20 protein-coding genes and 1 other annotated feature are annotated in these 23,821 nt (G+C 36.1%); of the genes, 11 read left to right on the top strand and 9 right to left on the bottom strand.

The window, feature by feature from the left end; genetic code table 11:
* Positions 1-208: 208 nt before the first annotated feature.
* Both topB and BLR36_RS09345 read right to left on the bottom strand, forming a co-directional pair.
* The gene (gene topB / locus BLR36_RS09350; RefSeq protein ID WP_093061480.1) at positions 209-2,344 is read right to left on the bottom strand and encodes a type IA DNA topoisomerase; all 2,136 of its coding nucleotides are present in this window, start codon (positions 2,342-2,344) and stop codon (positions 209-211) included.
* Positions 2,345-2,396: 52 nt separating this feature from the next.
* On the bottom strand, positions 2,397-3,071 hold the full coding sequence (locus BLR36_RS09345; RefSeq protein WP_093061479.1) for a Crp/Fnr family transcriptional regulator: 675 nt from the start codon (positions 3,069-3,071) through the stop codon (positions 2,397-2,399).
* 390 nt (positions 3,072-3,461) lie between these two features.
* Between BLR36_RS09345 and BLR36_RS09340 the strand changes: the two genes are divergently transcribed.
* The 4 genes from BLR36_RS09340 (at position 3,462) to BLR36_RS09325 (ending at position 7,032) form a co-directional block, all read left to right on the top strand.
* Positions 3,462-4,742 carry an SLC13 family permease gene (locus tag BLR36_RS09340; RefSeq protein WP_093061478.1) on the top strand — a complete coding sequence of 427 codons (1,281 nt, stop codon included), beginning with the start codon at positions 3,462-3,464 and terminating at the stop codon, positions 4,740-4,742.
* A gap of 109 nt (positions 4,743-4,851) precedes the next feature.
* On the top strand, positions 4,852-5,739 hold the full coding sequence (locus BLR36_RS09335; protein ID WP_093061477.1) for a DUF6282 family protein: 888 nt from the start codon (positions 4,852-4,854) through the stop codon (positions 5,737-5,739).
* 51 nt (positions 5,740-5,790) lie between these two features.
* A complete protein-coding gene (locus tag BLR36_RS09330) occupies positions 5,791-6,174 on the top strand; it encodes a cupin domain-containing protein (RefSeq protein WP_217631736.1) in 384 nt (127 codons plus the stop codon).
* A gap of 81 nt (positions 6,175-6,255) precedes the next feature.
* Entirely contained in the window at positions 6,256-7,032 is a 777-nt protein-coding gene (locus tag BLR36_RS09325; RefSeq protein ID WP_093061475.1) for an HpcH/HpaI aldolase family protein, read from the top strand.
* Positions 7,033-7,593: 561 nt separating this feature from the next.
* On the opposite strand, the gene BLR36_RS09320 is transcribed toward BLR36_RS09325, so the two are convergent.
* On the bottom strand, positions 7,594-7,914 hold the full coding sequence (locus BLR36_RS09320) for a YflT domain-containing protein (RefSeq protein ID WP_093061474.1): 321 nt from the start codon (positions 7,912-7,914) through the stop codon (positions 7,594-7,596).
* A 151-nt stretch (positions 7,915-8,065) separates the two neighbouring features.
* Here BLR36_RS09320 and BLR36_RS09315 point away from each other — a divergent pair, with 151 nt between their 5' ends.
* From BLR36_RS09315 to BLR36_RS09295, 5 genes are all read left to right on the top strand, one after another.
* The gene (locus BLR36_RS09315; RefSeq protein ID WP_093061473.1) at positions 8,066-8,563 is read left to right on the top strand and encodes a flavin reductase family protein; all 498 of its coding nucleotides are present in this window, start codon (positions 8,066-8,068) and stop codon (positions 8,561-8,563) included.
* Positions 8,564-8,800: 237 nt separating this feature from the next.
* Positions 8,801-9,703 (top strand): response regulator, encoded by a 903-nt coding sequence (locus BLR36_RS09310; protein ID WP_175454028.1) that lies wholly within the window; start codon positions 8,801-8,803, stop codon positions 9,701-9,703.
* Positions 9,694-10,737 (top strand): HEAT repeat domain-containing protein, encoded by a 1,044-nt coding sequence (locus BLR36_RS09305; RefSeq protein WP_093061471.1) that lies wholly within the window; start codon positions 9,694-9,696, stop codon positions 10,735-10,737. Before BLR36_RS09310 ends, BLR36_RS09305 begins: the two co-directional genes overlap by 10 nt.
* 1 nt (position 10,738) lies before the next feature.
* A complete protein-coding gene (locus BLR36_RS09300) occupies positions 10,739-12,163 on the top strand; it encodes a glycosyltransferase family 2 protein (RefSeq protein ID WP_093061470.1) in 1,425 nt (474 codons plus the stop codon).
* Positions 12,160-15,312, top strand: a complete 3,153-nt coding sequence (locus tag BLR36_RS09295) for a hypothetical protein (protein ID WP_093061469.1) — start codon at positions 12,160-12,162, stop codon at positions 15,310-15,312. The genes BLR36_RS09300 and BLR36_RS09295 overlap by 4 nt, the downstream gene beginning before the upstream one ends.
* Before the next feature lie 72 nt (positions 15,313-15,384).
* Here the strand turns inward: BLR36_RS09295 and BLR36_RS09290 are convergent, their stop codons facing one another.
* The 3 genes from BLR36_RS09290 to BLR36_RS09280 form a co-directional block, all read right to left on the bottom strand.
* Complete coding sequence (locus tag BLR36_RS09290; RefSeq protein ID WP_093061468.1) at positions 15,385-16,116, bottom strand: metallophosphoesterase family protein; 732 nt, start codon at positions 16,114-16,116, stop codon at positions 15,385-15,387.
* A 19-nt stretch (positions 16,117-16,135) separates the two neighbouring features.
* Positions 16,136-16,822, bottom strand: coding sequence for a TVP38/TMEM64 family protein (locus BLR36_RS09285; protein WP_093061467.1), 687 nt, complete (start codon positions 16,820-16,822; stop codon positions 16,136-16,138).
* A gap of 308 nt (positions 16,823-17,130) precedes the next feature.
* Positions 17,131-18,333 carry an MFS transporter gene (locus BLR36_RS09280; protein WP_093061466.1) on the bottom strand — a complete coding sequence of 401 codons (1,203 nt, stop codon included), beginning with the start codon at positions 18,331-18,333 and terminating at the stop codon, positions 17,131-17,133.
* 60 nt (positions 18,334-18,393) lie between these two features.
* Positions 18,394-18,653: a binding site (T-box leader), on the bottom strand.
* A gap of 123 nt (positions 18,654-18,776) precedes the next feature.
* Between BLR36_RS09280 and BLR36_RS09275 the strand changes: the two genes are divergently transcribed.
* The gene (locus BLR36_RS09275) at positions 18,777-20,021 is read left to right on the top strand and encodes an erythromycin esterase family protein (protein ID WP_093061540.1); all 1,245 of its coding nucleotides are present in this window, start codon (positions 18,777-18,779) and stop codon (positions 20,019-20,021) included.
* Positions 20,022-20,084: 63 nt separating this feature from the next.
* On the opposite strand, the gene BLR36_RS09270 is transcribed toward BLR36_RS09275, so the two are convergent.
* Positions 20,085-20,759 carry a DUF1129 family protein gene (locus BLR36_RS09270; protein ID WP_175454027.1) on the bottom strand — a complete coding sequence of 225 codons (675 nt, stop codon included), beginning with the start codon at positions 20,757-20,759 and terminating at the stop codon, positions 20,085-20,087.
* A complete protein-coding gene (locus tag BLR36_RS09265; RefSeq protein ID WP_093061464.1) occupies positions 20,737-21,081 on the bottom strand; it encodes a PadR family transcriptional regulator in 345 nt (114 codons plus the stop codon). The genes BLR36_RS09270 and BLR36_RS09265 overlap by 23 nt, the downstream gene beginning before the upstream one ends.
* A 217-nt stretch (positions 21,082-21,298) precedes the next feature.
* Between BLR36_RS09265 and dacB the strand changes: the two genes are divergently transcribed.
* Positions 21,299-22,780 carry a D-alanyl-D-alanine carboxypeptidase/D-alanyl-D-alanine endopeptidase gene (gene dacB, locus BLR36_RS09260; protein WP_093061463.1) on the top strand — a complete coding sequence of 494 codons (1,482 nt, stop codon included), beginning with the start codon at positions 21,299-21,301 and terminating at the stop codon, positions 22,778-22,780.
* Between the two features lie 189 nt (positions 22,781-22,969).
* On the opposite strand, the gene BLR36_RS09255 is transcribed toward dacB, so the two are convergent.
* A complete protein-coding gene (locus BLR36_RS09255) occupies positions 22,970-23,743 on the bottom strand; it encodes an SDR family NAD(P)-dependent oxidoreductase (protein ID WP_093061462.1) in 774 nt (257 codons plus the stop codon).
* Positions 23,744-23,821 lie beyond the last annotated feature (78 nt).

Below are 23,821 nucleotides of genomic sequence, written 5' to 3'. Positions count from 1 at the left end.
AAAGGCTGATCTTCGCTAAAGAGATCAGCCTATTAGATGTATAATGCTTTAATAAATGGCTTGAGCTGAACAGTTTTTGATAAAATCGATCGATGATGACCTATTATCGATTGACCACCATCAAATATCGATCGGCGAGCGTCGATAATCGATCAATCATCACCAAAAATGGATCGACTCTCTCCGATAATCGCTCGATCACAAAAAATTATTCTTTTTTAAACTCTAGTTTTATTTTACCTTCAACAAATGCTAAGCTCGCATCAAACTTCTGACCGTTTTCTGCTTCAAATCCTTTGATGACATTTGTTTTCCCCTTTGTACAAAGCAGCTTTATTTGGCTAGGTGTTATTTTTTTCTTTAAAAAGTATCCGTTAAACGTCTGTGTACAACCATTTTTATACTCAGTGCAACCATAAAAGTTTTTATGGGCAATGATCGATCCTTTTTGACATTTAGGACAGGCTACAATAGGATCTCTTTTGAACTTATCAAACTTTGAGGCACGAGGTGCTAGCTTAATATTAATTTGTTTAGTATTTAATTGATTGGGAACCTCATCCATCAAGCTTTGGATAAACTTAGCGATACTACCTAGAAAACGATCCATCGAGCCTTCCCCATTACCGATTTTTCGTAAATAGGTTTCCCATTTAGCTGTCATAGATGGACTAGCAAGAAGATTACCCTCTATTGCCTGACAGAGTACACGGCCTTTATCTGTTATGGAAACAATGTTCTTCGATACGCTTATATAGCCGTGTCGTTTAATCGTTTCAATAATTCCACTACGTGTTGCTTCTGTACCGAGACCTTCTACTTCTTTTAAAATTTCAGTTTCTAGTTTATCCTCCACAAGCTTTCCGCAAGTTTTCATCATAGCGATAAGCTGTCCTTCCGTATATGGTTTCGGAGGCAATGTTTTTCCTTCTTTAATATTAATATCACTTTCTACTTTTTCATGCATATGTAGGGGAGGAAGAGGTTGTTCTTCCTTATCCTTAGATGAGCGGACAAATAGTGCTTTCCAGCCCTGATCTCGCTCTGTTTTTCCAGTTGTGAAAAAGGGGAGACCATTCACATCTGTTGTAACCTTGGTCTCGGTGTATAGATAATCCGTATGAAACATTGCCAAAGTAGTGCGCACAATTTCTTCATAAAGATTTCGCTCAAGATTTGAAAGTCCCGCCAATTTTGCAGGTGTTGGGAGCTTCTTCGTTGGAATGATGGCATAATGCTCCTGTACTTTCGAGCCATCGACATATCGTTTTTTCGGAACGAGTGAAGCAACTTCAAAAGGATGACCAATAATTTGCTGATAAGCCGAAACCTGAGCCGATATATAGGAAAACTCGTTTGGTGTAATATGTCTTGCATCCGTTCTCGGGTAAGAAACTAATTTTTTTTCATAAAGTCCCTGCATCGTTTTTAGCACATCCGCTGGACTTGTTTTCCATAATCGATTGGCAGTGGCCTGTAATGTCGACAAAGAATGGAGCTGCGGGGGAGGAGTTCGCTTATCCACTTTTTCTACAGAAGTAATAACACCCGGTGAATTAGGTTGAATATAATGGTTAGAAAGAAGCTCTTGAATTTTTTCTCTTTTGTTTTCCTTCGCTTTCGCTTTTCCCTTGTATGCTCCTTTTTCTGCATGGAAGGTAGCTTCTATCTCAAAAAAAGGCTCAGATACAAATTGTTCAATTTCAAGTTGACGTTGATATATCAAGAATATGGTCGGTGATTGAACTCTACCAATCGGAAATACTTCTTTAATGCCTTGTTTCTGTAACAACAGAGAATATAATCTAGAACCATTCATGCCAACTAACCAGTCACTAATTTGACGAGCTTTGGCTTCGTCGTATAATAAAAGATCCTTGCGATTATCCTGTAAATTACTAAAGCCCTTTAGCACTTCATCAACCTCTAAGGAATTAATCCATAAGCGTTTAATCGTTTGACTGCGTGCACCACTTTGGTTGTATATACTATAGAAGATATTCGATCCTTCTCGGTCTACGTCACACGCATTAATAACCGTATCCGTAGCTTTAAGCAGATTTTTCACGACAGAAAATTGCTTGAATTTCCCTTTGGCAATTTGGAATTCATATTTCTCTGGTAAGATGGGTAAACTTGCGAGTGACCATTTGCCCCACTTCGGATCATATGCTTTTGGTTCTTTTAGTTCTACAAGATGCCCGATTCCCCAAGTAATATAGGCTCCCTCTGGAAAAATAGGGCATGGTTGGATTTCTAAATAACCCTCATGACGTTTCACTTTAAAAGCATCTGCGTATGCCTTTGCCTGACTTGGTTTTTCGGCTAGGATAACCGGCTTCATGATAGCACCTCTTTCGTTCAAAGAAACATTATTTCTTTTAATTATGTATGAACTAGTAAACAAAATCTAGATTACAGTTGAGTTTGAGGGCCTCTGAATCTAAAACTTCAATGCAACTTCGAGATGTTTGAATGATTCCTTGGTCGCGAAGTTTTTTAAGGGAACGGGCTACCTCCAACCTTGTTTCTCCAATAATCTCTCCTATTTCTGCTTGGGTAAGGTTAATACCCATCTTGTTCAGATAGTGGTTGTACATGTAAACGATGTTGCAGGTTTTAACAAATGCGGAATCATAGCTGAGCGTTACCGATTCATGCATGAATAGATTGGAGTGCATTATGACATAATCCAACATTGTAATGCTTAAATCAGGATTCTTCTTCAATGCCTGATAGAAATCTTTCGGTCGGATGCGGATTGTCTGAATATCGGTAATAGCAGTTATTCGGAAGAAATCGACATCAATATGGAATTTACCTTTGATTGGTCTGCTTAAGGAGTAAGGACAAATAGAACCTTCCCCATGGAAGCAAATCGTCTTGATTTCACCTTCAACATGGTTTACCGATAATTTAAAGATACCACTTTCTACATAGTACAAGTATAAGGTGTCGTGGTTATTAGTTATGACACTGCCTTTTTTAAGCAGGTATCTCTCCCCGATTTCTAATAAAAAAGGTTTAAATTCTGTAAACTGATTTTCAAAAAAAAGATTGTTTTTCCCCACGTTGTTCAATCCTCTCTCTATAAAGGTACCTATATAAAGTACTCTTAGTTCAATTCATGACAATGACTTTGAATAAAAATTAAAATAATCCCAAAAGAATTTATATAACTAATTTGTTCCTTGGGAGTAAGCAATTGTATTGTATTTTGAATTGTTGCTTCATAGTAGTTAAAAAACTCTCTTATTCTATTAATTATACTAATGTTTCTCATCAATATCTCTTTTTAATCTAAATTTATAGAATTGATAAATAATGGATGTATCAAATGATATAGAAACCGCTTACATTGTTTTGTTAATCTATTATTACATAAACAGCTAGATTTAATAACTGAGTTTACTTCAATTGCTTTGCATGCTGGCTAAAAAAGTATAGGAAGAAGGGGTTAAATGGCAGTAATTTCTTTATTATCCCTAATCTTTGTAATCGCAGTGGGTGTCTACACGAAAAAAAATATAGGAATTATATCACTTGCGGTAGCAATAGTACTAGGAATGATTGGCGGATTATCCAGTAACGATGTGATAAGTGGTTTTCCAACGAGCCTATTTCTGAATTTGTTTGGAATGTTTTTCTTCTTTGCAATTGCACAAAATAATGGATCCTTGGAACTTTTATCCAAGAAACTGTTTGTATCATTTGACCGTTTGGCTATATTGTATCCCCTAATAGTTTTTGTAGTAAGCGCTCTTATAACAATTGTTGATCCAGGTGGATTGACGGGTTACGTGGTCTTACCAGCAATTACTATGAGTGTTGGTTACCAGATGGGCTACAATCCAATTATGATAGGCGTTCTTACTATCTTTGGAGCGAACGCTACACTGATGACACCGGTAGGCGTGTTTGGAAATACAGCTAACTTGATTGTCACTGATGCTGGCTTTCCAAATTATGCAACACAAATCCTACTAAATGGTGTAATCCTGTTCTCTATCGCAGGAATTTTAGTTTATATTGCTTTTCGCGGATGGAAGAGAAAACAACAGGCTGAAGGTGCATTGTCTATAGAAGGTAGTGCAGGGGTAATCAGCCTTCCAGCTTTTAGTAGTCAACAGAAGCTGACACTGTTGATGCTAGTATTGATGATTTTTGCGATTATGTTTTTAAAAACACATGCAGGACTCACTGCCCTAGTTTTCAGTATAATCCTGCTGTTGGCTAAGGCTGCCGATGAAAAGGATGCCTTTCTCGGAGTGCCATGGGAAACAATATTCCTATGTATAGGGATTGGGAATCTTCTTAGTGTTATTGATACGATGGGCGGATTAACTCTTTTAGATAGTATGTTATCTTCCATTACTACAAAGGCGACGTTGGCTCCTTTACTTGGTATCACTTCGTCTATTATGTCCTTCTTCTCACTAGCAATTGCGGGACCTATCCCTACTTTGATTCCATCAATTGAGGTGTTGAATGTTTCCAACGGTAATCCGTTTATGAATATTGAATTGATCAGCACAGTTATAAATGGAGGATTCACGGCTGCTATTAGTCCATTGTCTTTAGGTGGTGCGATGGTTCTAGCTGCTTACGGAACACTATTTAAACCTAGCGTTGAGGAAAGAACGAAAGTCTTTAATAAGTTGTTTCTAGTAGCAATTGTAGTTTCCATCATCGCAGGCTTATTAGCGAATACTGGTATATACAGTATTACTGCAGGTTTTTAATTCTGCTTATTCTATTTCTAAAAACTATCAATCTTAAAGACATGCTAATTTTAGTTGCTTAACAAAAAAAGGTTTTGTTCTTAACTATTAAATACTAGGAGGAATTAGAATGAATAGAAGTATTTTAAAAGGAATGTACGATGTGCATGTGCACTGTGGACCCTCTACCGCAAACAGAGCAGTGGATGCTGCCGAAATGCTGAAGCTGGCAGAAGAAGTCGGGTATGCAGGATTCGTTGTAAAGGACCACTATATTCCAGCTCTCTTGGGAACGAAAATGGTGGAGAAGCATTTAGGAAACGGTACCTGTAAGGTTTATGGATGCCTTGTTCTGAATAATGCAGTTGGTGGTCTTAATGTCGATGCAGTGGACAAAGCTAGACAACTGGGCACAGCGATGGTTTACCTTCCGACTGTCTCTTCAAAAACTCATATCGACGGTCACAAAGAATCTGGTTTTGTTGGTGGAGCAGGCACCTCTGACGTAGAGGAAGAGCCAATCGTAATCGCCGATGAAAATGGAAATCTTAATCCTAAAGCTGTGGAAGTAATTGAGTACTTAGCCAAGCATGATATGGTATTGGCAACCGGACATGGCAATGAAATTGAAGTAGATGCTACAGTTAAGAAGGCCTTTGAAATAGGGATGAAACGTGTCTTAGTAACACACCCACATTATCAGGTAGGAGCAACTATTGAAGATATGAAGAGATGGGCAGAAATGGGTGCCTATATTGAGATTAACGCTTGTGTATTTAAAGACAGCGGTTCAAAAGTAGAGGCAGTGATAGATCTGTCAGTAGCGAAAGAGATGATAGATGCTTGTGGTGTGGACCGCATCATTATCGATACAGACTATGGTCAGGCAGCTAATGGCTCGCCTGTAGAAGGAATGTATAATTTTGTGAATGCACTAGAAAAACATTTTGGAATTACTGAAGAAGAAATTAACATCATGACTAAGAAGAATCCAAAAGAGTTGTTCAATTTCCAATAATATCAAGTAATAAGCGAATAAAATAATGATATAAAATAGGAGGAAATTAAAATGACAAACATCGATTATGGCAACTTGGAGAACCTACCTTGGCAATTTGTAAGAGAAGGAATTACGCGTAAAGTATTCGGTATGGGTGCAGAAAATATCAACGTCACAATCAATAAAATTGAAAATGGCAATGAGAAGAATCCGCATAGCCATGAAGAGAATGAGCAAATTGCACTGATCTTGGAAGGCGAATGTGACTATTATGTAGACGGCGTTCCATATCGTATGACGAAAGGATCTTGGATTACTGTACCAGCTGGTGTGGAGCATTATATTGAAGTTTACGACAGTCCTTTACCAGTACTTAATATGGATATCTTCTATCCTCTTAGAGAAGAATACAATGAATCCTATGGTAAATTTATTGAAAATTATCGTAAATAGAACGAACTGTTTAGCCAGTTGGGCTGTATAGTTCAGAAATTCAAACATGTTTTTACAGTAGGTCGAAGGAGAGGGTATTTAATGAAGATGCGTAATTTGGTCAAAGAGAAGCTAGAGGAAAACGGGCATGTTTTAGGTGCGTTCGTTGCTTCTGGATCACCGACTAATGTTGAGATATTAGGTCTTAATGATTTCGATTTTGTCCTTATTGACATGGAGCATGCCCAAACCGATATGGAAACAATGGTGAATATGATACGTGCCGCGGAACTATATGATATGGCACCACTTGCACGCGTTTATCATCCAAAAGATGGTCCAATGATGTCCAGAATGCTGGATGTTGGAATTCATGGTTTAATGATCCCCATGGTGGAAACTAAAGAGCATGCCCAATATATTATTGAAAATATGAAGCTTGCACCTCTGGGGAAAAGAGGCATAGGAGCAGGGCGAGGACCAAGATGGGGCTGGTATGAAAATTACAATAAAGGCGAAGCAAACGATAACACATATGTAATCATGCAGTGTGAAACTAGTATGGGTGTGGAAAATATAGAAGAGATTTGCCAGACTCAAGGTCTCGACTGTATCTTTATTGGAACAGCTGATTTATCACAGGATATGGGCTGTCTTGGCGACAATAACAACAATGAGTTACAAGCTGCGATTAGTAAAGTACTGGACGCCTGTAAAAAGTATAATATCGTACCAGGTATCGTTACCGCAACAGCGGAAGAAGCAACAAAAAGAATTCAACAAGGCTTCCAATTTGTTACTATCATGAATGACCTCGGATTCTTCAGAAGCCAGACAAAGCACCAAATTAATGCTGTTAGAAATAACCTGTCTGAATAAAAAAATAGTTAGAAGTAGTACCAAGGTCAATCACTTTTGTACCGAAAGAGATCGTTAGGGTCGATTAAGTAGTGGACTGACTGAGTGAAATATTTCCTGAATCAGGACAAGTTGCATTGGAAATCGGTATCACGGACTACTACAACAACATATACAGTTTGTGGGAAAGGGAGGAGAGACACAAGAAGTTAAGGTGTTTTTCTTCCTTTATTTATCCCAAAGATAAAAAGGGGACGAATAATAAATTAATGAAAAAAGAAGGAACTTGATTTCTTTTGTCTTATTTATCATATCCCTTGTAAAAGTCTAACGAACATATTTATCTATCCTGATTGGAAAAAAAGCTACTGGATTTTTAAATTCAACGAATGCCTTATAACGCATATAATATAATTGAACCTTTGAAAAATAATTCATGATGATTAACTAACTATAAACAAACTGCATATTCTAGTGGCTTTTCAGCTAGAATTGCGTAACTCAATTAATTATTCAAATAAACGGGTATGAGGTAGTGAAAAAATCCCATTCCTAAAAAGGAATGGGAAGTGCTTCTATTATTTAGTTGTGTGCAATAATAACTAATTTACCTTGGTCTAGTTCTTTTTCTGCACTTTCTGCCTCTTGTTTAGAAATACCAGCTGCTTCCATTTTAGCACGAAGTTCATCTCCGCGAGAGGTAAACATATTTTTAAATGATTGTAAAAAGCCTTGCTCTTTCATACCGACATCGGATGTGTCGAGCGCATCGTTGATATCGTCTGCTCTTTCTTTAAAATGGGCGAAAATATGAATATTGTCTCGAACGTATCCTTGTGTTTCAAGTTTTTCAATTTCTTGTTTAGCTTGAACTGCATTTTCAACTGTTAGTTTGACTGTCATGTAAATTCCTCCATTTTGTTAGTAATGTGTTCTAGTATATATTTACCCGGTAGTAGCAACTTTAAACAAATAGGAACGGATGAATCCAAATGTGTGAAAGAACGGGTTGGTTTTGATATGCTTAAAAGAAAAAAGAATGGATGTTATTTAGATGGAAAATAAATTAGATCAAGTTGCCAGCTTTAAAGCTGCTATGGGAAATTATCCTACAGGGGTCACTGTAGTAACTGCTTATAATAGTGCAGGTAAACCAATGGGATTGACTGTAAATTCCTTTGCCTCTGTTTCGTTGGATCCATTATTAATATTATGGTCTATTGATAAAAGAGTATATTCCTATGAGGAATTTTTGAAAGTAGATAAATTTACGGTAAATATTCTAGCAGCAGATCAAGGAGATATTTGTAATTTATTTGCTAGTAGAGTGGAGGATAGATTTGCTCAGTGTGAATGGAACAAATCAGAGTTGGATTTGCCGGTGCTTTCAAACGCTTTAGCAACGTTAGAATGTAAAGTATTTAACAAAGTGGAAGCTGGCGATCACACAATTATGATTGGGGAAGTACTGCACATTCAAAATGCGGCAAAAGAGCCTTTACTCTATCACCGTAGAAATATCGGTGCTATACCAACAGAATTTTATAAATGATTACTAAGTGAAAGGATATCCTGATGGATATCCTTTTTTATATGAGAACAAAGTAAATATTTTTACTCATCGTTTATTATTTGAATCTATATAGAATATTATTTCATTTCTTCCTCAAAGCAAAATAAGCATCCTTTGTATTAAAAATAAACGGCAAATGAATTTAAGGGAATATCTTAAATTAAAAAGGGTATGTATACTGTACATATAAATGACATTGAAAAAGGGAGGAAGAATATGGTCTATTCTAATGCTCTAGATACCACAGAAGCTAAAGGTCTTTTAGCTACTGAAGATAAAATGCACGCTATTTTCCAATTATTAAAGGCAAATGTTTTCCGTTCAAGATCAACTTTGTCAGTTATTCTTCTTCAATTAGATAACTATCCAACTACATTTAAAAAGACTGTAGAGAAGGATATTACTCAATTTCTACAATCCAGAATTAGAGAATCAGATATTCTAATTAAGCTATCAACTCCATCTGAATGGTGTATTTTCTTGTCCCCAAGTGGAGAGGAAGAAGCTACAGCATTTATTCAAAGACTATTTAATAGTAGAGAAGATAAAGAAACCATATTATTCCAGTGTAATGAAATTTCGTTTTCAGCAGGAATAGCGGAGATTGGTAACAGTCAAGCAGCTTTAGATGAGATTTTCCACAGTGCTAGAAAATTATTTTCCAAACAAAAAGAATCTTGGACTATAGAGTTTGTGAATACATATAAAGTAAAAGAAGTAGAGAAGATTCGTGTAAGTATTATAGAGGACGATAATATATTTCAAAAAGTACTTCTGTTAGCATTAACCAAACTACCACTTAAACAGTTTAAGTTAGACATCCAAACATTCTCAGATGGTTATGAATTTTTACAATCTGACTGGTATCGATCCAGTCATGCACATTTAATCATTATGAACGATATACTACCAAAGAAAAATGGATTTGAAGTACTATATGCATTAAGGAAATTGCCGAATAGTAAGCGTTTTATAACATTTATGATGACGAAAAAAAAGGTAGAGGAAGACATGCTATATGCATATGAAAATGGTGTAGATCAATATCTCTTTAAGCCATTTAATTTAAGGTTATTCGAGGCGCAGGTAAAAAGAGTGTTATCAAGGTTATGGTCATGATGTATTTATCCATAGAACTTCTAATTCGAATTATCGTTGTCTTGGTTGTATTGCTCATATGCTTTGGAATTTATGTAGCTATTAATGGATTAAGAGAAAATTATAGGAATAAAGGAAAAACTACTTATTTAGATGCAGAACAGGAAAATTGGTATACATACTTTAGTAGTGCTGGGGAGATTAGTGAATCACTAATACCTAAAACGACAAGGGAAATCCAGGGAGTCGAAGAGATTTTTATCAGTTATTTAAAAAATGTATCTGACCCAACTATTAAAGAAAAGATTAATCAATTTTCAAATAAATATTTAAGAGAACATTATTTAACGCTTCTTCGAAGTAAAAAATGGAGTATTCGAATAAATGGGTTGAAACGTATAGCTAATTTTGAAATTGAGTGCTTGGAAGAATGTCAAAAGTTTAAAGGAAAAAATACCTCGAAGGAAGAAAATTTCCAGTTGCTTAAAATTTTCTCGTTCTTGAATAGAGAGAATTTTGAAGATGAGCTTTTAAACCGCTCAACAGGTTTCTCTGAGTATGAATTCAAAAAACTATTTGTATCAATTGACGAAGAATTATTAGGTAGGATTATTACGAATATAGAGGATCTACCGAAAGCTGGTCAATATGCATTTATTGATATTTTAGGCAGCAAGCGTGATATGAAATACCTTGATTTTCTAGAATCTCAATTATTAAACGAACATCAGGAAATACGAATTCGTACATTAAAAGCAATTCATTCTATAGGTGTTGTTAGAGAATTAGAAAAGTATATCGATTTTGTTAAATCTCCATTTTGGGAAGAGAGGTTAATGATGGCAAAGTTACTAGGAAATTTACCATTAAACGAAACGGCTTCACACTTTCGAGTTTTACTGGAGGATGAATCCTGGTGGGTACGATCTCAAGCAGCAAAGACAATCGGAAAAGATAAAGATGGCTTGGATTACTTAAAGAACTTTAGCAAAACGACAGGTGATAAATATGCGATGGAAATGGCTAATGAAATTTTGCTAAATGGTGGGAACTAGTATGTTGTTATCTATATTAAATTTTCTTATGCTTTTTTTTGGTAATATCATACTTATCTATATGATTGTAGTTATTTTTTCTTATTCCATCATGCTAATATTTGCATCTATTGAGTTAAGAAAGAAATATAAGTTAAACAGGACGGAGATCGAAGAGGATTATATCGACGTTATTTATACAAAACCAGTTTCTATTATCGTTCCTGCTTTTAATGAAGAAGTTGGTGTCGTGGAAAGCATTCATTCGTTATTGAGTTTACGATACCCTTTAACAGAAATTATTGTAGTAAATGATGGTTCTACAGATTTAACACAGGAAAAAGTGATAGAACAATTTAAAATGAAAAAAATAGAAAAAATTTTAAGAGCACAGCTACCAACGAAAAAAGTTCTATCCGTTTACCGTTCTGAAATCCATCCTAACCTACTACTAGTAGAAAAAGAAAATGGAGGAAAAGCGGATGCCTTAAATGTGGGAATCAATATAGCACAGTACCCTTACTTTTGCTCGATAGATGGAGATTCTTTACTACAAGAGCAAGCACTCCTACACGTGATGAAGCCAATTATTTTATCCGATGAAGAAGTAATAGCTACAGGTGGCAATATTCGAATTGCAAATGGATTAAATGTCCATTTTGGCTCTGTATTTGAATCAAGTAATTCTAGTAACTTACTAGTAGTTATGCAAATAGTTGAGTATTTGCGAGCATTTTTACTTGGAAGAATTGCTCTAAGTAAACTTAACCTAGTTTTGATAATTTCAGGAGCTTTTAGTGTGTTTTCTAAGAAATGGGTAGTAGAAGTAGGTGGATATTCTACTCACACTATTGGAGAAGATATGGAGCTTGTAGTAAAGCTACAACGATTCATTAAGGAAAAGAAGTTAAAGAAGAGAATTGAGTTTGTTCCTGATCCAGTATGCTTTACAGAAGCACCACAAAGCTTAGGAGTATTAAGGAAGCAAAGAAGAAGATGGCATCAAGGTCTAATAGAAAGTTTGTGGAAACATAAAAATATTACGTTTAATCCAAAATTCGGGTCTATTGGGACTGTAGCTTTTCCTTACTTTTGGCTAGTGGAATGCTTGGGACCCTTAATAGAATTAGGTGGATACATATATGTAATTGTTTGCTTTTTCCTAGGAGATATTTATTTAGAGTTTGCTATTATTCTGTCTCTACTCTTCGTATTGTATGGATCATTATTATCTGTAGCATCCATCATTTTAGAGGCATGGAGTACAAATACCTATCCTAAAAGGATAGTCGTAATTCGATTGATTTTTATGGCATTAACCGAGATTTTCTGGTATAAGCCTTTAACCTTATTATGGAGATTAGAAGGAATTATGTATTTCCTGCGAGGACGAAGCGAATGGGGAAATATGAGTCGAGTAGGAATGTCGAAGGGACCATCTAGATGAAACGATTCTATTTAATAGTTATATTTTTATTAATCATCCTATTTATCCCTATTGCTATGTGGTTGCTAGAGCCAAGTAACAGGCTAAATATAGCAATTATCGATAAAACAGTGCCAGATGAAACATATCGTGAGCATAAAGGGTTTACATGGTTTTTAAATTATTTGAAATATGTAGATAAAGAAGGAAATTCGTATAATTCAACGACAAGCTATTTTGGTGTTTTACCAAATGATGAGGAAAAAAGTTATGCTACCCGGGAACTTCCTGATGATTATACAGAGTACGAAGTCATTTACCTTGCTGATTTGTATGGAGTAGATGAACAAATTATCAAACCACTAGAGGGTGGAATGCAAGAGGAAGAGTGGAAGGCAATTGTTAGACGATTAGATAAACAAGATAAGAGTTTACTAATTGCTGAATTTAACACATTTGCATCTCCAACGAGTGAACGGCTAAGAGAAACTATAACAAGCTATCTAGGTATTGAGTGGGCGGGCTGGACTGGCAAATATTTTTCTGAACTCGATTATAAGATAAATAAAGATATTCCACAGTCCATAATTAATGCATATGAAAATACTTGGAGATATAGTGGAGCAGGATTTTTATTAGTAAATGATTTTACTGGTGAAGTGATTGTCTTAGAAAACGAGAAACATATGCTAGAAGACGGGATAAGCTTAACGTTTACTGCGGAAGGTGAAGCGAAGTTTGGACTTGCATCTAGTGCGAGCTACCACAATTGGTTTGATATCATTTTACCGACAAATGGCAGTACGGTTCTTGCTGAATACGAGTGGAGTCTAACAGAGGATGGAAAGAAAATTTTGGAAGAAAAAGGTATTCCTCGTGAATTTGCAGCTGTCATTGAAAATTCACATTCAAACTCTTCTAGTATATATTTAGCTGGTGACTATAATGATGTAGTAAATGTACCAATCTTGTTTCAGTTTAAAGGACTCTCACAAATTTATAAAGCAGTCCAGAAGTTTTCAGATGAATCTTTTTATTGGTCTACTTATGTCCCGATGATGCAATCTATTCTAGAGAATTTTCAGAAGGAACAAAAAGTTAACCAAATCTCAAAAAGCAATAAGGCTATGAAGTACAATGCAAGAATTGAAAATAACTCCTTTGAACTGTTAATAGACGGCAAGTGGAAAGCAGTGACGATTAAAGGGGTTAATGTTGGAATGGCAAAACCTGGAGTATTCCCTGGAGAAGCTGCAATTACAGAGGATGAATATTATAGGTGGTTTGAACAGATAGGTGAGATGAATGCCAATACTATTCGAGTATATACGCTTCATCCACCAGGATTTTATAACGCATTAAAGAAATATAATGAAAGTCATGAAAACAAGCTGTATGTTTTCCATGGAGTTTGGATTAATGAAGAAATGCTGGCAGAATCATTAGATGCCTTTGAAGAAGAGAATCTAAAGCAATTTCAAAATGAAATGAAGAAAATAGTTGATGCCATTCATGGAAATAGAGTTGTTGAGCCAGAAACTGGCCATGCTTCCGGTGTATATAAATCAGATATATCCGAGTATGTGATTGGATGGGTGCTCGGGATAGAGTGGCTTCCAGAGATGGTATTGAACACAAATGAAGTCTACTCAGAGTTGGGTGATTATAATGGAGAGTATTTTGAAACAAAAGATGCGGCACCATTTGAATACTGGCTTGCAGAGCAGATGGATATTATTACAATGTATGAAAGTGAAACTTATAATTGGTTTAGACCGATGAGTTTTACAAACTGGGTCACTACGGATATTTTGGACCATCCAGCTGAACCAAGTGATAATGAAGATTTAGTTAGTGTAGATCCTAATGTGATTTATACGAAGAAGGAAATGAACGAAACAAACCAATTTGCTTCATATCATGTGTATCCTTATTACCCTGATTTCCTGAATTTTGAAGAATCCTATCAAAGTTATGAAGACCATCGTGGGGAAATTAATGGATATGCAGCTTATTTAAACGAACTCAATGAAGTACATCGTCTCCCAATTTTGATTGCTGAGTTTGGATTACCTTCATCTAGAGGATTAACGCATGAAAATACATTTGGATTGAACCAAGGATATTTAACAGAGGACGAACAAGGAGCTTACCTAGCTAGGATATTCGAAGATATTATGGCAGAGAAGCTTCTCGGAGGACTTATTTTTACTTGGCAGGATGAATGGTTTAAACGAACATGGAATACAATGGACTATGATAATCCAGATAGGCGTCCCTATTGGTCTAACGCTCAAACAGGAGAGCAACAGTTTGGTTTATTAAGCTTTGATCGCCATAAAGTAAGGATCGATGGTAACACTGATGATTGGGAAACACAGCCGTTGTATAACAAAGAATTAGGTGCTATGCATTCTCTATCTATAGATTATGATGAACGATACTTATATGTTAAATTAGATTATAACTCTAAAGTGACAGGACATCCAATCTTCCTTTTAGACGTAGTTCCGGACCAAGGAAACTACTTTGTAGAAGGAGAAAAATACGGTGAGTTCTCTAACGGAGTGGACATTTTAATAAATCTGGATAAAAATGTATCAAGACTACTAGTGGACGATTATTATGATTTTTATACGTATCATTATATGCACACATTAAAATTGCTAAAACCTTCTACTGAGGTGCCTAAAAAAAATAGCGGAAAATTCTCTCGTGAGATGTATGCCCTGAACAAGGAACTATACTTACCACAACAAAAAACAACGGTCCCCTTCAGTTCTTATGAGGCTGGAAAATTGCTCGAAGGGAATGGTAATCCGGATTCACCTGATTATAATTCTCTTGCAGATTATTCAGTTAGTGAGAAAGGTGTTGTTGAATTAAGACTACCTTGGTTATTAATACGTTCAAAAGATCCGAGTCAAAAGGAATTCGTGGGGGATATATATAGCGACGGAGCAGCTGCTAGTAAATTTGTTGAAGAAATTTATATCGGTGCTTTGTTTGTAGGTGAAGAAGGGGAGGTTACTGATTCATTCCCAGCTGTTGATCGAGACAAACTAGGACCATTAGAAGCCTTCGCCTGGGAAAAATGGGATCAGGTAGAGGCAGTAGAAAGGTTGAAAAATTCTTATTATATTGTCAAAGAGCTGTTTAATAACTATTAAATAGAACACTTAAATGTCCTCCAAGTAATTTCTTGGGGGACATTTTTTAGTCAAGAATCTGATGGAAAACTATTATTCTTTATAAAAAAGCTTAAACAATATTTCTCTCTGTGGTACTTGGAGTTTCTCGAATTTTTCTAGGAAAGTTTCTTTGTCATACTTAACGTGGTGTATAGTAACTTCGGGTTTATCTAAACTAAAGTCTATTATTGCATAAGGTGCAGTATTTCCTTTAGACACACCAAGGGCTCCTGGATTCAATAGTATCTTGTTGTCTGTTTGAAAAAGATGCTCTGGATGATTATGCCCAAAGCAAATAATATCAGCAGGATAATCACCAAACATGTTAATCGAATTTTCTAGTGTTGGCTCTAAAATAGTATAAAAGGGTTCTTCTCTAATATGAGCATCACGCATATGGGCTTCTATATGATAGTGGATGCCAAATAGACGCGTGCCGTTAATATCTTTTGTTACTATTCTTGGTAGTTGCTGAAGGCGTTGCACATTTTCCTTAGATAATTGGTTAGCAATCCATTCGTGGTGTTCACGTGTATGCTTGTAACTATCAGGATGACCTTCTCCTGAAATAAGAGATAGTATTGCCTCGTCGTGGTTACCAGTAATCATTCGAACATCAGAACGCGCAAATAGTATATTTAGAACCTCATTAGTATCTGGTCCCATAGCAATCATGTCCCCAAGACACCAAATTTCCTGCACATCTCGGGTATCTATTTCTTTCAATACTGCTTGTAAAGCAAGTTCGTTTCCGTGAATGTCTGTTATGATAGCGATCTTCAAAAATAATCACCTCAATAGCTTAGTCTAACGTTTCCACTTTTTTCGTAGCTTTCTTTTTGTGCTTCACATATTTCATTAAATAATAAATCATAATCGTCACAAAGATTATTCCAAAAATGACGAACTCATCAACCTCAGAGGACAGTATCCCCGCTGGAATAAGGGCAAGAACAAAAAAATACAGGAAATTTCCAATTGCAGTAGCTACGGTAAAGGGAACGATTCGTATTGTGCTTAGCCCTGACAAGATATTTATCAGACTTGTTGGGATAAAAGGGAAAAGTCTTCCCTGAAGCACATAAGCAAAACCATTTGCATCAACCTTTTCGATCAAACCTTTATTGAACTTATCTATAATAATTTCTTGGAAAACATAGCGAACACCGTAAAACACAATGATGGAAGCAATGACACCTGTAAACCAGCTCCATAAGAATCCGTTAATAAATCCAAATAACGTAATATTGATTGTAATTACTAAAATAAGTGGGAATATAGTAAATGAATTTTGTATGAGCATGACTAGCGCCATAAAAAAAAGAGAATAGCCGATATTTCTTTCTAAAAACAGTTGGACTTCATCTATATCTCCACGCAATAATGACGTCACAATATCTTTGTTTAATAAGACAAAAACTAAAACTAGCAGCAAACCGCCCCATATAATCCATTGCCTTTTCGTAAGATGTTGAATTTTATTTTTCATTTGTTAACGTCACCTAGTCCTTCTCACGTTTATCCTGTATTTACGGGCAGTTTTCCCACTATATAGCGTATCCCAATTTACCCAAGCATATGTGATACAACTGCCCCTAAAAGTCCGCCATAGAATATAGACGAAAAGCGTTACGTTGTGCGGTTTCATTTGCCAGTGTTCCATTTTCCATCAGTGGCATGGAAGTTTCACTTTATTATCCAATCGTACCATGGTTTGAGGTCACTAAAAAACTTTTAAGGTCAATTCTTATAAAGATATTCAATTGAATCTTGTTAAGACCGAAAAAAACAATTCTTTTAGACCATTTTCCTTTTAACTTTACTTGCTGAAAGAAAAGTTAAGTGGAGAGCCACACAAAGCATTAGAATAGCACCTCCAATGACTACCTCTCTAACAGATAGCCAATGAGAAGCAAATCCTAGGAAGAGAATAACGATAATTTGTATAAAACTCGATAGCATCCCATAAAGGCTTGATATTCTACCCATCATGTCAGTAGGAATATTGGATTGAATGTATGTCATAAATCCCGTATTTGAAATAGATAGAAAAAATGAAAGAACAAAAAATCCGATACTTGCTAACAAATAGCTTGTGGAAAAACTGTAAATAACATAACCAATTGAAACAAATAGTGTCCCAATACTCATCAACAGTTTTGCTGGAGTGAATCTTACTAATACATTGGTACAAATAGCACCCACTAAAAATCCAATCCCAGCAAGCGTGACGAGAGAACCATAGGCAGTATTGGATAGATTGAGGACCTTCTTTGCAAAGGTCACTTCCATGGAATCTAAAGCGGCAGTAAGTAACATAACCATTTGAAACATCATATAAAAGAGGAAAAAAGGAATAGCCTTCTTACTAAAATGTACAACTAAACTCCAATCATTTCGGATGTTCGACCAGGTTAATCTTGAATTATTAAAGAGATCTGTAGAAATTTGATTGGGAAGTAGGAGTGTAAGAGCAGCACATAATAAAAAAATAACTACGTTTACAAATAGAGCTTCCTTAAGGGAACCAATCATAAACAAAACACCTGCAATTAGTGGACCAGTTACAAAAGCACCCGAATGGACAAAGCTAAGAATTGCGTTAAATCGATGTCTTATATTTTCAGGTAGCAAAAGTGTCATGTAAGTGAAGGATGCTGTCCCAAATATCGCCCCGGCCATTTGGATGAAAAAGACTAATGTATAAATGAATAGGATGGAATCAGAAAAAGGGATAATAAAGATTAATATTGCTCTAATAACATCTAAGCACACCATAATATGTTTAGTTGAAACTCGATCAATGACACTGCCAGCCCAAGGTCCGACTAATAATTGGGTGATAGGCTTGATAATATACAATACTGCAACGGCTAAAGCAGATCCTGTTATCTCTAATACCATTAAGTTAATCGCTAATAAGTATATCCATCCTCCGATATTGGCAATTCCAACAGAACACAAATATAAAATAGGGTATTTCCATTTGAATGAATTCATTTTAAAACCTCCGACATATTTAATTTGACCAATAAAAAATCCCACCCCCAAGACTGCTGTCTTAGGGACGAGAAAATATGTCGTGGTGCCACCCTAGTTTGCCCTAATGTCACCATTAGTGGCCTTTTCAAGTACGGCATGTAAGCATGCTTATACTCTAGCTCGGTAACAGGAGCGTCTGTCACATAATACCTTGTTCTGTACAAGTCCTATGTGAAGCTCAGAGGCTTGTTTCGATAACTTCATTCTTACCCATTCGCAGCTAAAAGGGCTCTCTGTCAAGAAATTCGATTACCTACTCTTCTCTTCATTGCTTTTTAATTTTTCCTATCATACCACATCTACCATTAAATAAGAGTTGTTTTTTTATCTTTGGCAGTATACTTTATCAGTATAAAGAGTGCTAGTGTAACGCAAACTTCTAGAGAAAAGGAGTGTTTACGATAAAATCTGTTACAGAAGCTATAAAAAGTTTTGCGCAGCCATTTAATACTTCCGAGGATTTGAATCCACTTTTAAAAGCGATTGGAGATGCAAAGATTGTTCTATTAGGAGAAGCAAGTCATGGGACATCCGAATTTTATAAGGTACGAGCAGAGTTGACAATGCGCCTCATAGAAGAAAAGGGGTTTACTTTAATAGCGGTAGAAGGGGACTGGCCATCCACTCAGCGAGTAAATAGATTTATAAAAGGATACGATACAGCGGTTAACAATCAAAGTGTACTAAATGCATTCGAGCGTTGGCCTACATGGATGTGGGCAAATAAAGAGATTGCTGATTTAGCTAAATGGTTAGAAAAATATAATAAGCAAGTAGAAGATAATAGGAAGATAGGCTTTTATGGAGTTGATGTCTATAGTTTATGGGAATCTCTAGATGAGGTGGTTAGCTATTTGGGCAAAACGAATCCAGAAGGAACAGACATGGCTTTTGCAAAAAAAGCAATTTCCTGTTTCGAGCCTTTTAACCGTCATCCCGAAACATATGCTTTTTCTGCCGTTCATATTTCAGATGCTTGTGTGGATGAGGTGACCAAGCTAGTTTCTTCCCTTCGCATAAATGAAAAGCAGTATGAGGATGATCAGGAAGCGGATTTAAATTTAAAGATAAATGCTTTAGTTGCCCAAAACGCGGAAGAATACTACCGAGCTATGGTACGGAGTGATGAACTTTCATGGAATGTTCGTGATGAGCATATGGTCGAAGCGATTAATGAAATAATGGATTATCATGGAAAAGAATCGAAAATAATAATTTGGGCACATAACACCCATATTGGAGATGCATCCGCAACGGATATGAAAGAAGAAGGTATGACAAACGTTGGGGAAATTCTACGTCAACAGAACAAAACCGAAAATGTGTTTTCAATCGGGTTTGGTACCCATAGTGGAGAGGTTATTGCTGCAAACAAATGGGGGACTATTCCTAAGAAAATGATTGTTCCGCCTGCAAGAAAAGGTTCATGGGAAGATATGCTACATAGTACGGGAGCTTCTGATAAGATTTTACTTTTTGATGAGGAGAATCGAGTATTCTTTAATGATTGGGTGGGGCACCGGGCTATTGGTGTCGTGTATAATCCAGAGTTCGAAGCTTATGGAAATTATGTACCATCTAAAATTGGGAGCAGATATGATGCATTTATCTATATAGACAAAACTAATGCATTAACACCAATTTAAGTTAATGATTGAAATTCATTTACAGATGGAGAGGGAACGAATTTCTCCATCTGTCTCTAATATCTAGGTTCTATACTTTTTAATAAGCCATGATATCAGTAATAATAGGGAGCCTATACCAAGAGATACTTGCCATGGTAACGTAAAGGTTGGACCGATTTCCTGTACAAAAAAACTAAAGATCGCAATAATCGAAAATCCACCAGCTCCATATAAACCAGCCTTAATCATCGCCTTCTTATCAGTAGCATTTTCATCAAAGGAAGTTTGACTTATTAAGCCGAAAATCATTTTTACGCCAAAAGCTGTCAAAACCATTATCAATAGGATGAGAAGAAGGGAAGAAATGATATAAACTTCTTCGGACGCTTTACTACCTATTATTGGAATAATTATGCTTCTCATTATTAAAAACCATCCAACTAAGTTTATAACTATTTCACTTACAAATATGAAGTTCTTGCGTTTGTTTTCACGCGGTAAATGACTAATAATCTCATCTGCATACCCCTTAGGATCATTACCAAAGATTTCTTGCGCAGTTTTACCGTCGTGTTGACCTTCAATAAGATGACCTAACATTTCCATCAAAACTTCCTCTGATTGCTGCTCTGATAAGGTTAGCTTGGTTCGAATATAAAGTAATAAATTCGTGTAATATTTCTCGTTTTGCTCTGTCAGTAACATTCTTTTTTGATTGTTTTGTTCTATTAACTCACTCGCTTTCAAACGTTTCATCCCCCTTCGATAATAATGCATTAATAGGTACTGATAACTGATTCCACTCTGTGGAGATTGTCTCAAGAGCATCTTTACCAACAGAAGTTAGTGAATAATATTTACGATTTGGTCCAGATTCAGAAGGTCTCATTTCACCGATAATAAGTTTATTTTTTTGTAGTCTTAATAAAACAGGGTAAATAGTTCCTTCACTAACGTCCTCTAAACCCACTTTTTGCAGCTTCTTGGATAATTCATAACCATATACGGCCTCTTTTTCGATAACGGCGAGAACACAGCCATCCAGAATTCCTTTAAGTAGTTGACTTCTTATTGACATGCTAATTCTCCCTTTCACTATCTTGTAAAACAAAGTAGCATTATAAAATTTAACTACCTTGCTTTACAGAGTAGTTAATCTTAGTGTAAAGAAAACTTCGTTTAATGTCTACTAGGTCAATGGTCCAGTTTCTTGTGAATATCTCAAATGGACCTTATTATCTGACAATTTAATGTTAAACTATCAGTAACTTAAACGACAAATAAGGAGGGATAAAGTGAGAAGTTGGAGGAAATTATTAGTTTCTGTCTTATCAATCGTGATGATCAGTAGTTCTGTATTTATTTCTACCAGTGAGTATAATTCTGTAGAAGCAGCTACCTCATACAGTAGTCTAAAAAGTAAAATCAATAGCATAATGGCGGATAGCCGTATGAAAAATGCGTCTACAAGTGTCACAGTAAGGAAGGCTTCTACTGGAGAAGTCGTGTATGAATATTATGCCGACAAGGCGGTAACACCTGCATCTACGATGAAATTGTTAACTGGAGCGGCTGCACTGGAAACGCTTGGTGAGAATTATCGTTTCACTACCACCGTTTTATCGGAAGGTAAAGTTGAAAAAGGTATATTAAAAGGGAATCTATATTTACGAGGTCAAGGAGATCCCACATTACTTAAAAATCATTTGGATAGTTTTGCTGCGAGCCTTGCAAAAAATGGTATCAAAAAGGTAAACGGAAACTTAGTCGGAGATGATACTTGGTATGATAAAGTTCGACTTTCTGCTGGTATTTTAGCTGAGGACGAGCCATATTACTATGCAGCACCTATTTCGGCGTTAACACTTTCACCTAATGAAGATTATGACGCAGGATCGGTTATTGTAACAGCAAGACCAAGTAAAAATGGAAGTTCAACAAGTGTTACATTGACACCAGCTACAAGTGTTCTACAAGTAGTGAATAACTCCAAAACTGTCCCTAAAGGATATAAAAATACTTTGAAAATAACCCGCAAGGTAGGGACTAAGAAAGTAATTATCAGTGGAAATGCTCCTTTAGGAACTTCCGGAGTAAAAGAATGGATTTCTGTTACGGATCCAACAGCCTATGCGCTAGACGTATTTAAAAAATCATTAGCAGAAAAAGGTATTACATTTTCTCCAGGTTCTAAGGTAGTGCGAGGTAAAACACCGGAAAATGCAAAAGCTCTTACTTCTAGAAAGTCAATGTACTTAAAGAATTTAATGATCCCTTTTATGAAATTAAGCAATAACACACATGCAGAAGTATTAGCGAAGGAAATGGGAAAAGTAGTGCATAATGAAGGAAGCTGGAAAGCTGGGCTGCTTGTCATGCAAGACTATGCATTATCGATTGGGTTGGACGTTACTAAATGGAAATTTGAGGATGCTTCTGGAATGTCCTATTCTAACAAAGTTACTTCAAGAGAGCTATCAGAGCTATTATATTTAGTAGGTTCAGAGCCCTGGTATAAATATTATATTAAGAGTCTCCCTATTGCAGGGTCTCCAGACAGATTAGTTGGGGGTACTTTAAAAAACAGATTGAAAGCAGCTCCTGCTAAAGGAAATGTAACGGCGAAAACCGGCAGTCTAAACAACATAAAGTCACTTGCTGGCTATGCGAAAACTAAAAGTGGAGAGACTCTAATATTTACTGTCTTAACAGAAAAAAATAGATCGAGTACCATTCCCGTCATCGATAGAATAGCTACTACAATTGCTAACAATTAATAAATGTGGTTGACACATAACCCAAAATTTAAAAACGTGAAATCGGTCAATTGATTTCACGTTTTTATCTTTATTTTAGGAACGTATAGTCAAGATTTGATTAAATAACATTATTTATGACCTTTGTATTTTAGTTGTTTGAAGTGAAGAAATTAACTGTATAAAAAAACACCCCCGAAGGGATGCTTTTTATTGATTCAACTGACCGCCGTCAACTGTGTAGATAGATTGGTTGACATATGATGCATCCTCAGATAATAAGAATGATACGACATTTGCAACTTCTTCCGGTTCTCCGTAGCGTCCCATTGGAACGGCTTGAGCGAATGCTTTGATAGCTGCCTCACCTTGACCAGGAAGTGTATTTTCCTCAATTTGACGCATCATGCGAGTATTGATGATTCCAGGAGCAACGGCATTTACACGTACACCTGCTGGTGCTGCTTCAAGAGCAGCTACACGGGTAATACCAATTAACGCGTGTTTCGACATAATATATCCAACCATACCTGGAGAAGCCATTAGCCCTGCACCGCTTGCGGTATTAACTACTGCACCAAATCCTTGTTTTTTCAACACTGGTAACACATATTTCAACCCTAGGAATGCTCCTTTGATGTTGACATTGTACACCAAATCAAATGTTTCTACTGGATACTCTTCGATTGGTTTTGTTATTCCTTCAATCCCTGCATTGTTAAAGAATCCATAAATTTGGCCAAATTTTGAAATTGTTGCATCTACATATGCCTTAACTTCTTCTTCCTTTGCCACATTAGCTTGAAGTGCAATAGCGCGAGTTTCGTCTAAGCCTAAATCCACGATCACTTGTTGAACAGCTTCTAAATTTAAATCTACAAGAGCTAATTTAGCCCCTTCATCAGCTAGTTTCTTAGCCGTTACTTTTCCAATTCCACCTGCTGCACCAGTCACGATTATTACTTTATTTTCGAATTTACCCATTATTAACACTCCTTGTTTTATAAAATATCTTGAATACGAGATAAATATCCCTTGAATTCAAGATACTATTGTTATTGA

It is taken from the genome of Psychrobacillus sp. OK028 (assembly GCF_900103605.1).
In the GTDB taxonomy this organism is placed as follows: domain Bacteria; phylum Bacillota; class Bacilli; order Bacillales_A; family Planococcaceae; genus Psychrobacillus.
The sequence above is the reverse complement of the archived record's forward strand: the minus strand, read 5'-3'. Positions and strand labels throughout refer to the sequence as shown.

What these genes read in the sequence shown, in the direction of transcription:
- BLR36_RS09285 (WP_093061467.1), bottom strand. Translation starts at nt 16,822, where the DNA reads ATGAAAAATAAAATTCAACATCTTACGAAAAGGCAATGGATTATATGG.
- BLR36_RS09300 (WP_093061470.1), top strand. Translation starts at nt 10,739, where the DNA reads ATGTTGTTATCTATATTAAATTTTCTTATGCTTTTTTTTGGTAATATC.
- BLR36_RS09320 (WP_093061474.1), bottom strand. Translation starts at nt 7,914, where the DNA reads ATGACAGTCAAACTAACAGTTGAAAATGCAGTTCAAGCTAAACAAGAA.
- BLR36_RS09330 (WP_217631736.1), top strand. Translation starts at nt 5,791, where the DNA reads ATGACAAACATCGATTATGGCAACTTGGAGAACCTACCTTGGCAATTT.
- BLR36_RS09335 (WP_093061477.1), top strand. Translation starts at nt 4,852, where the DNA reads ATGAATAGAAGTATTTTAAAAGGAATGTACGATGTGCATGTGCACTGT.
- BLR36_RS09340 (WP_093061478.1), top strand. Translation starts at nt 3,462, where the DNA reads ATGGCAGTAATTTCTTTATTATCCCTAATCTTTGTAATCGCAGTGGGT.
- topB (WP_093061480.1), bottom strand. Translation starts at nt 2,344, where the DNA reads ATGAAGCCGGTTATCCTAGCCGAAAAACCAAGTCAGGCAAAGGCATAC.
- BLR36_RS09305 (WP_093061471.1), top strand. Translation starts at nt 9,694, where the DNA reads ATGGTCATGATGTATTTATCCATAGAACTTCTAATTCGAATTATCGTT.
- BLR36_RS09280 (WP_093061466.1), bottom strand. Translation starts at nt 18,333, where the DNA reads ATGAATTCATTCAAATGGAAATACCCTATTTTATATTTGTGTTCTGTT.
- BLR36_RS09265 (WP_093061464.1), bottom strand. Translation starts at nt 21,081, where the DNA reads ATGTCAATAAGAAGTCAACTACTTAAAGGAATTCTGGATGGCTGTGTT.
- BLR36_RS09255 (WP_093061462.1), bottom strand. Translation starts at nt 23,743, where the DNA reads ATGGGTAAATTCGAAAATAAAGTAATAATCGTGACTGGTGCAGCAGGT.
- BLR36_RS09270 (WP_175454027.1), bottom strand. Translation starts at nt 20,759, where the DNA reads ATGAAACGTTTGAAAGCGAGTGAGTTAATAGAACAAAACAATCAAAAA.
- BLR36_RS09315 (WP_093061473.1), top strand. Translation starts at nt 8,066, where the DNA reads ATGGAAAATAAATTAGATCAAGTTGCCAGCTTTAAAGCTGCTATGGGA.
- BLR36_RS09325 (WP_093061475.1), top strand. Translation starts at nt 6,256, where the DNA reads ATGAAGATGCGTAATTTGGTCAAAGAGAAGCTAGAGGAAAACGGGCAT.
- BLR36_RS09310 (WP_175454028.1), top strand. Translation starts at nt 8,801, where the DNA reads ATGGTCTATTCTAATGCTCTAGATACCACAGAAGCTAAAGGTCTTTTA.
- BLR36_RS09295 (WP_093061469.1), top strand. Translation starts at nt 12,160, where the DNA reads ATGAAACGATTCTATTTAATAGTTATATTTTTATTAATCATCCTATTT.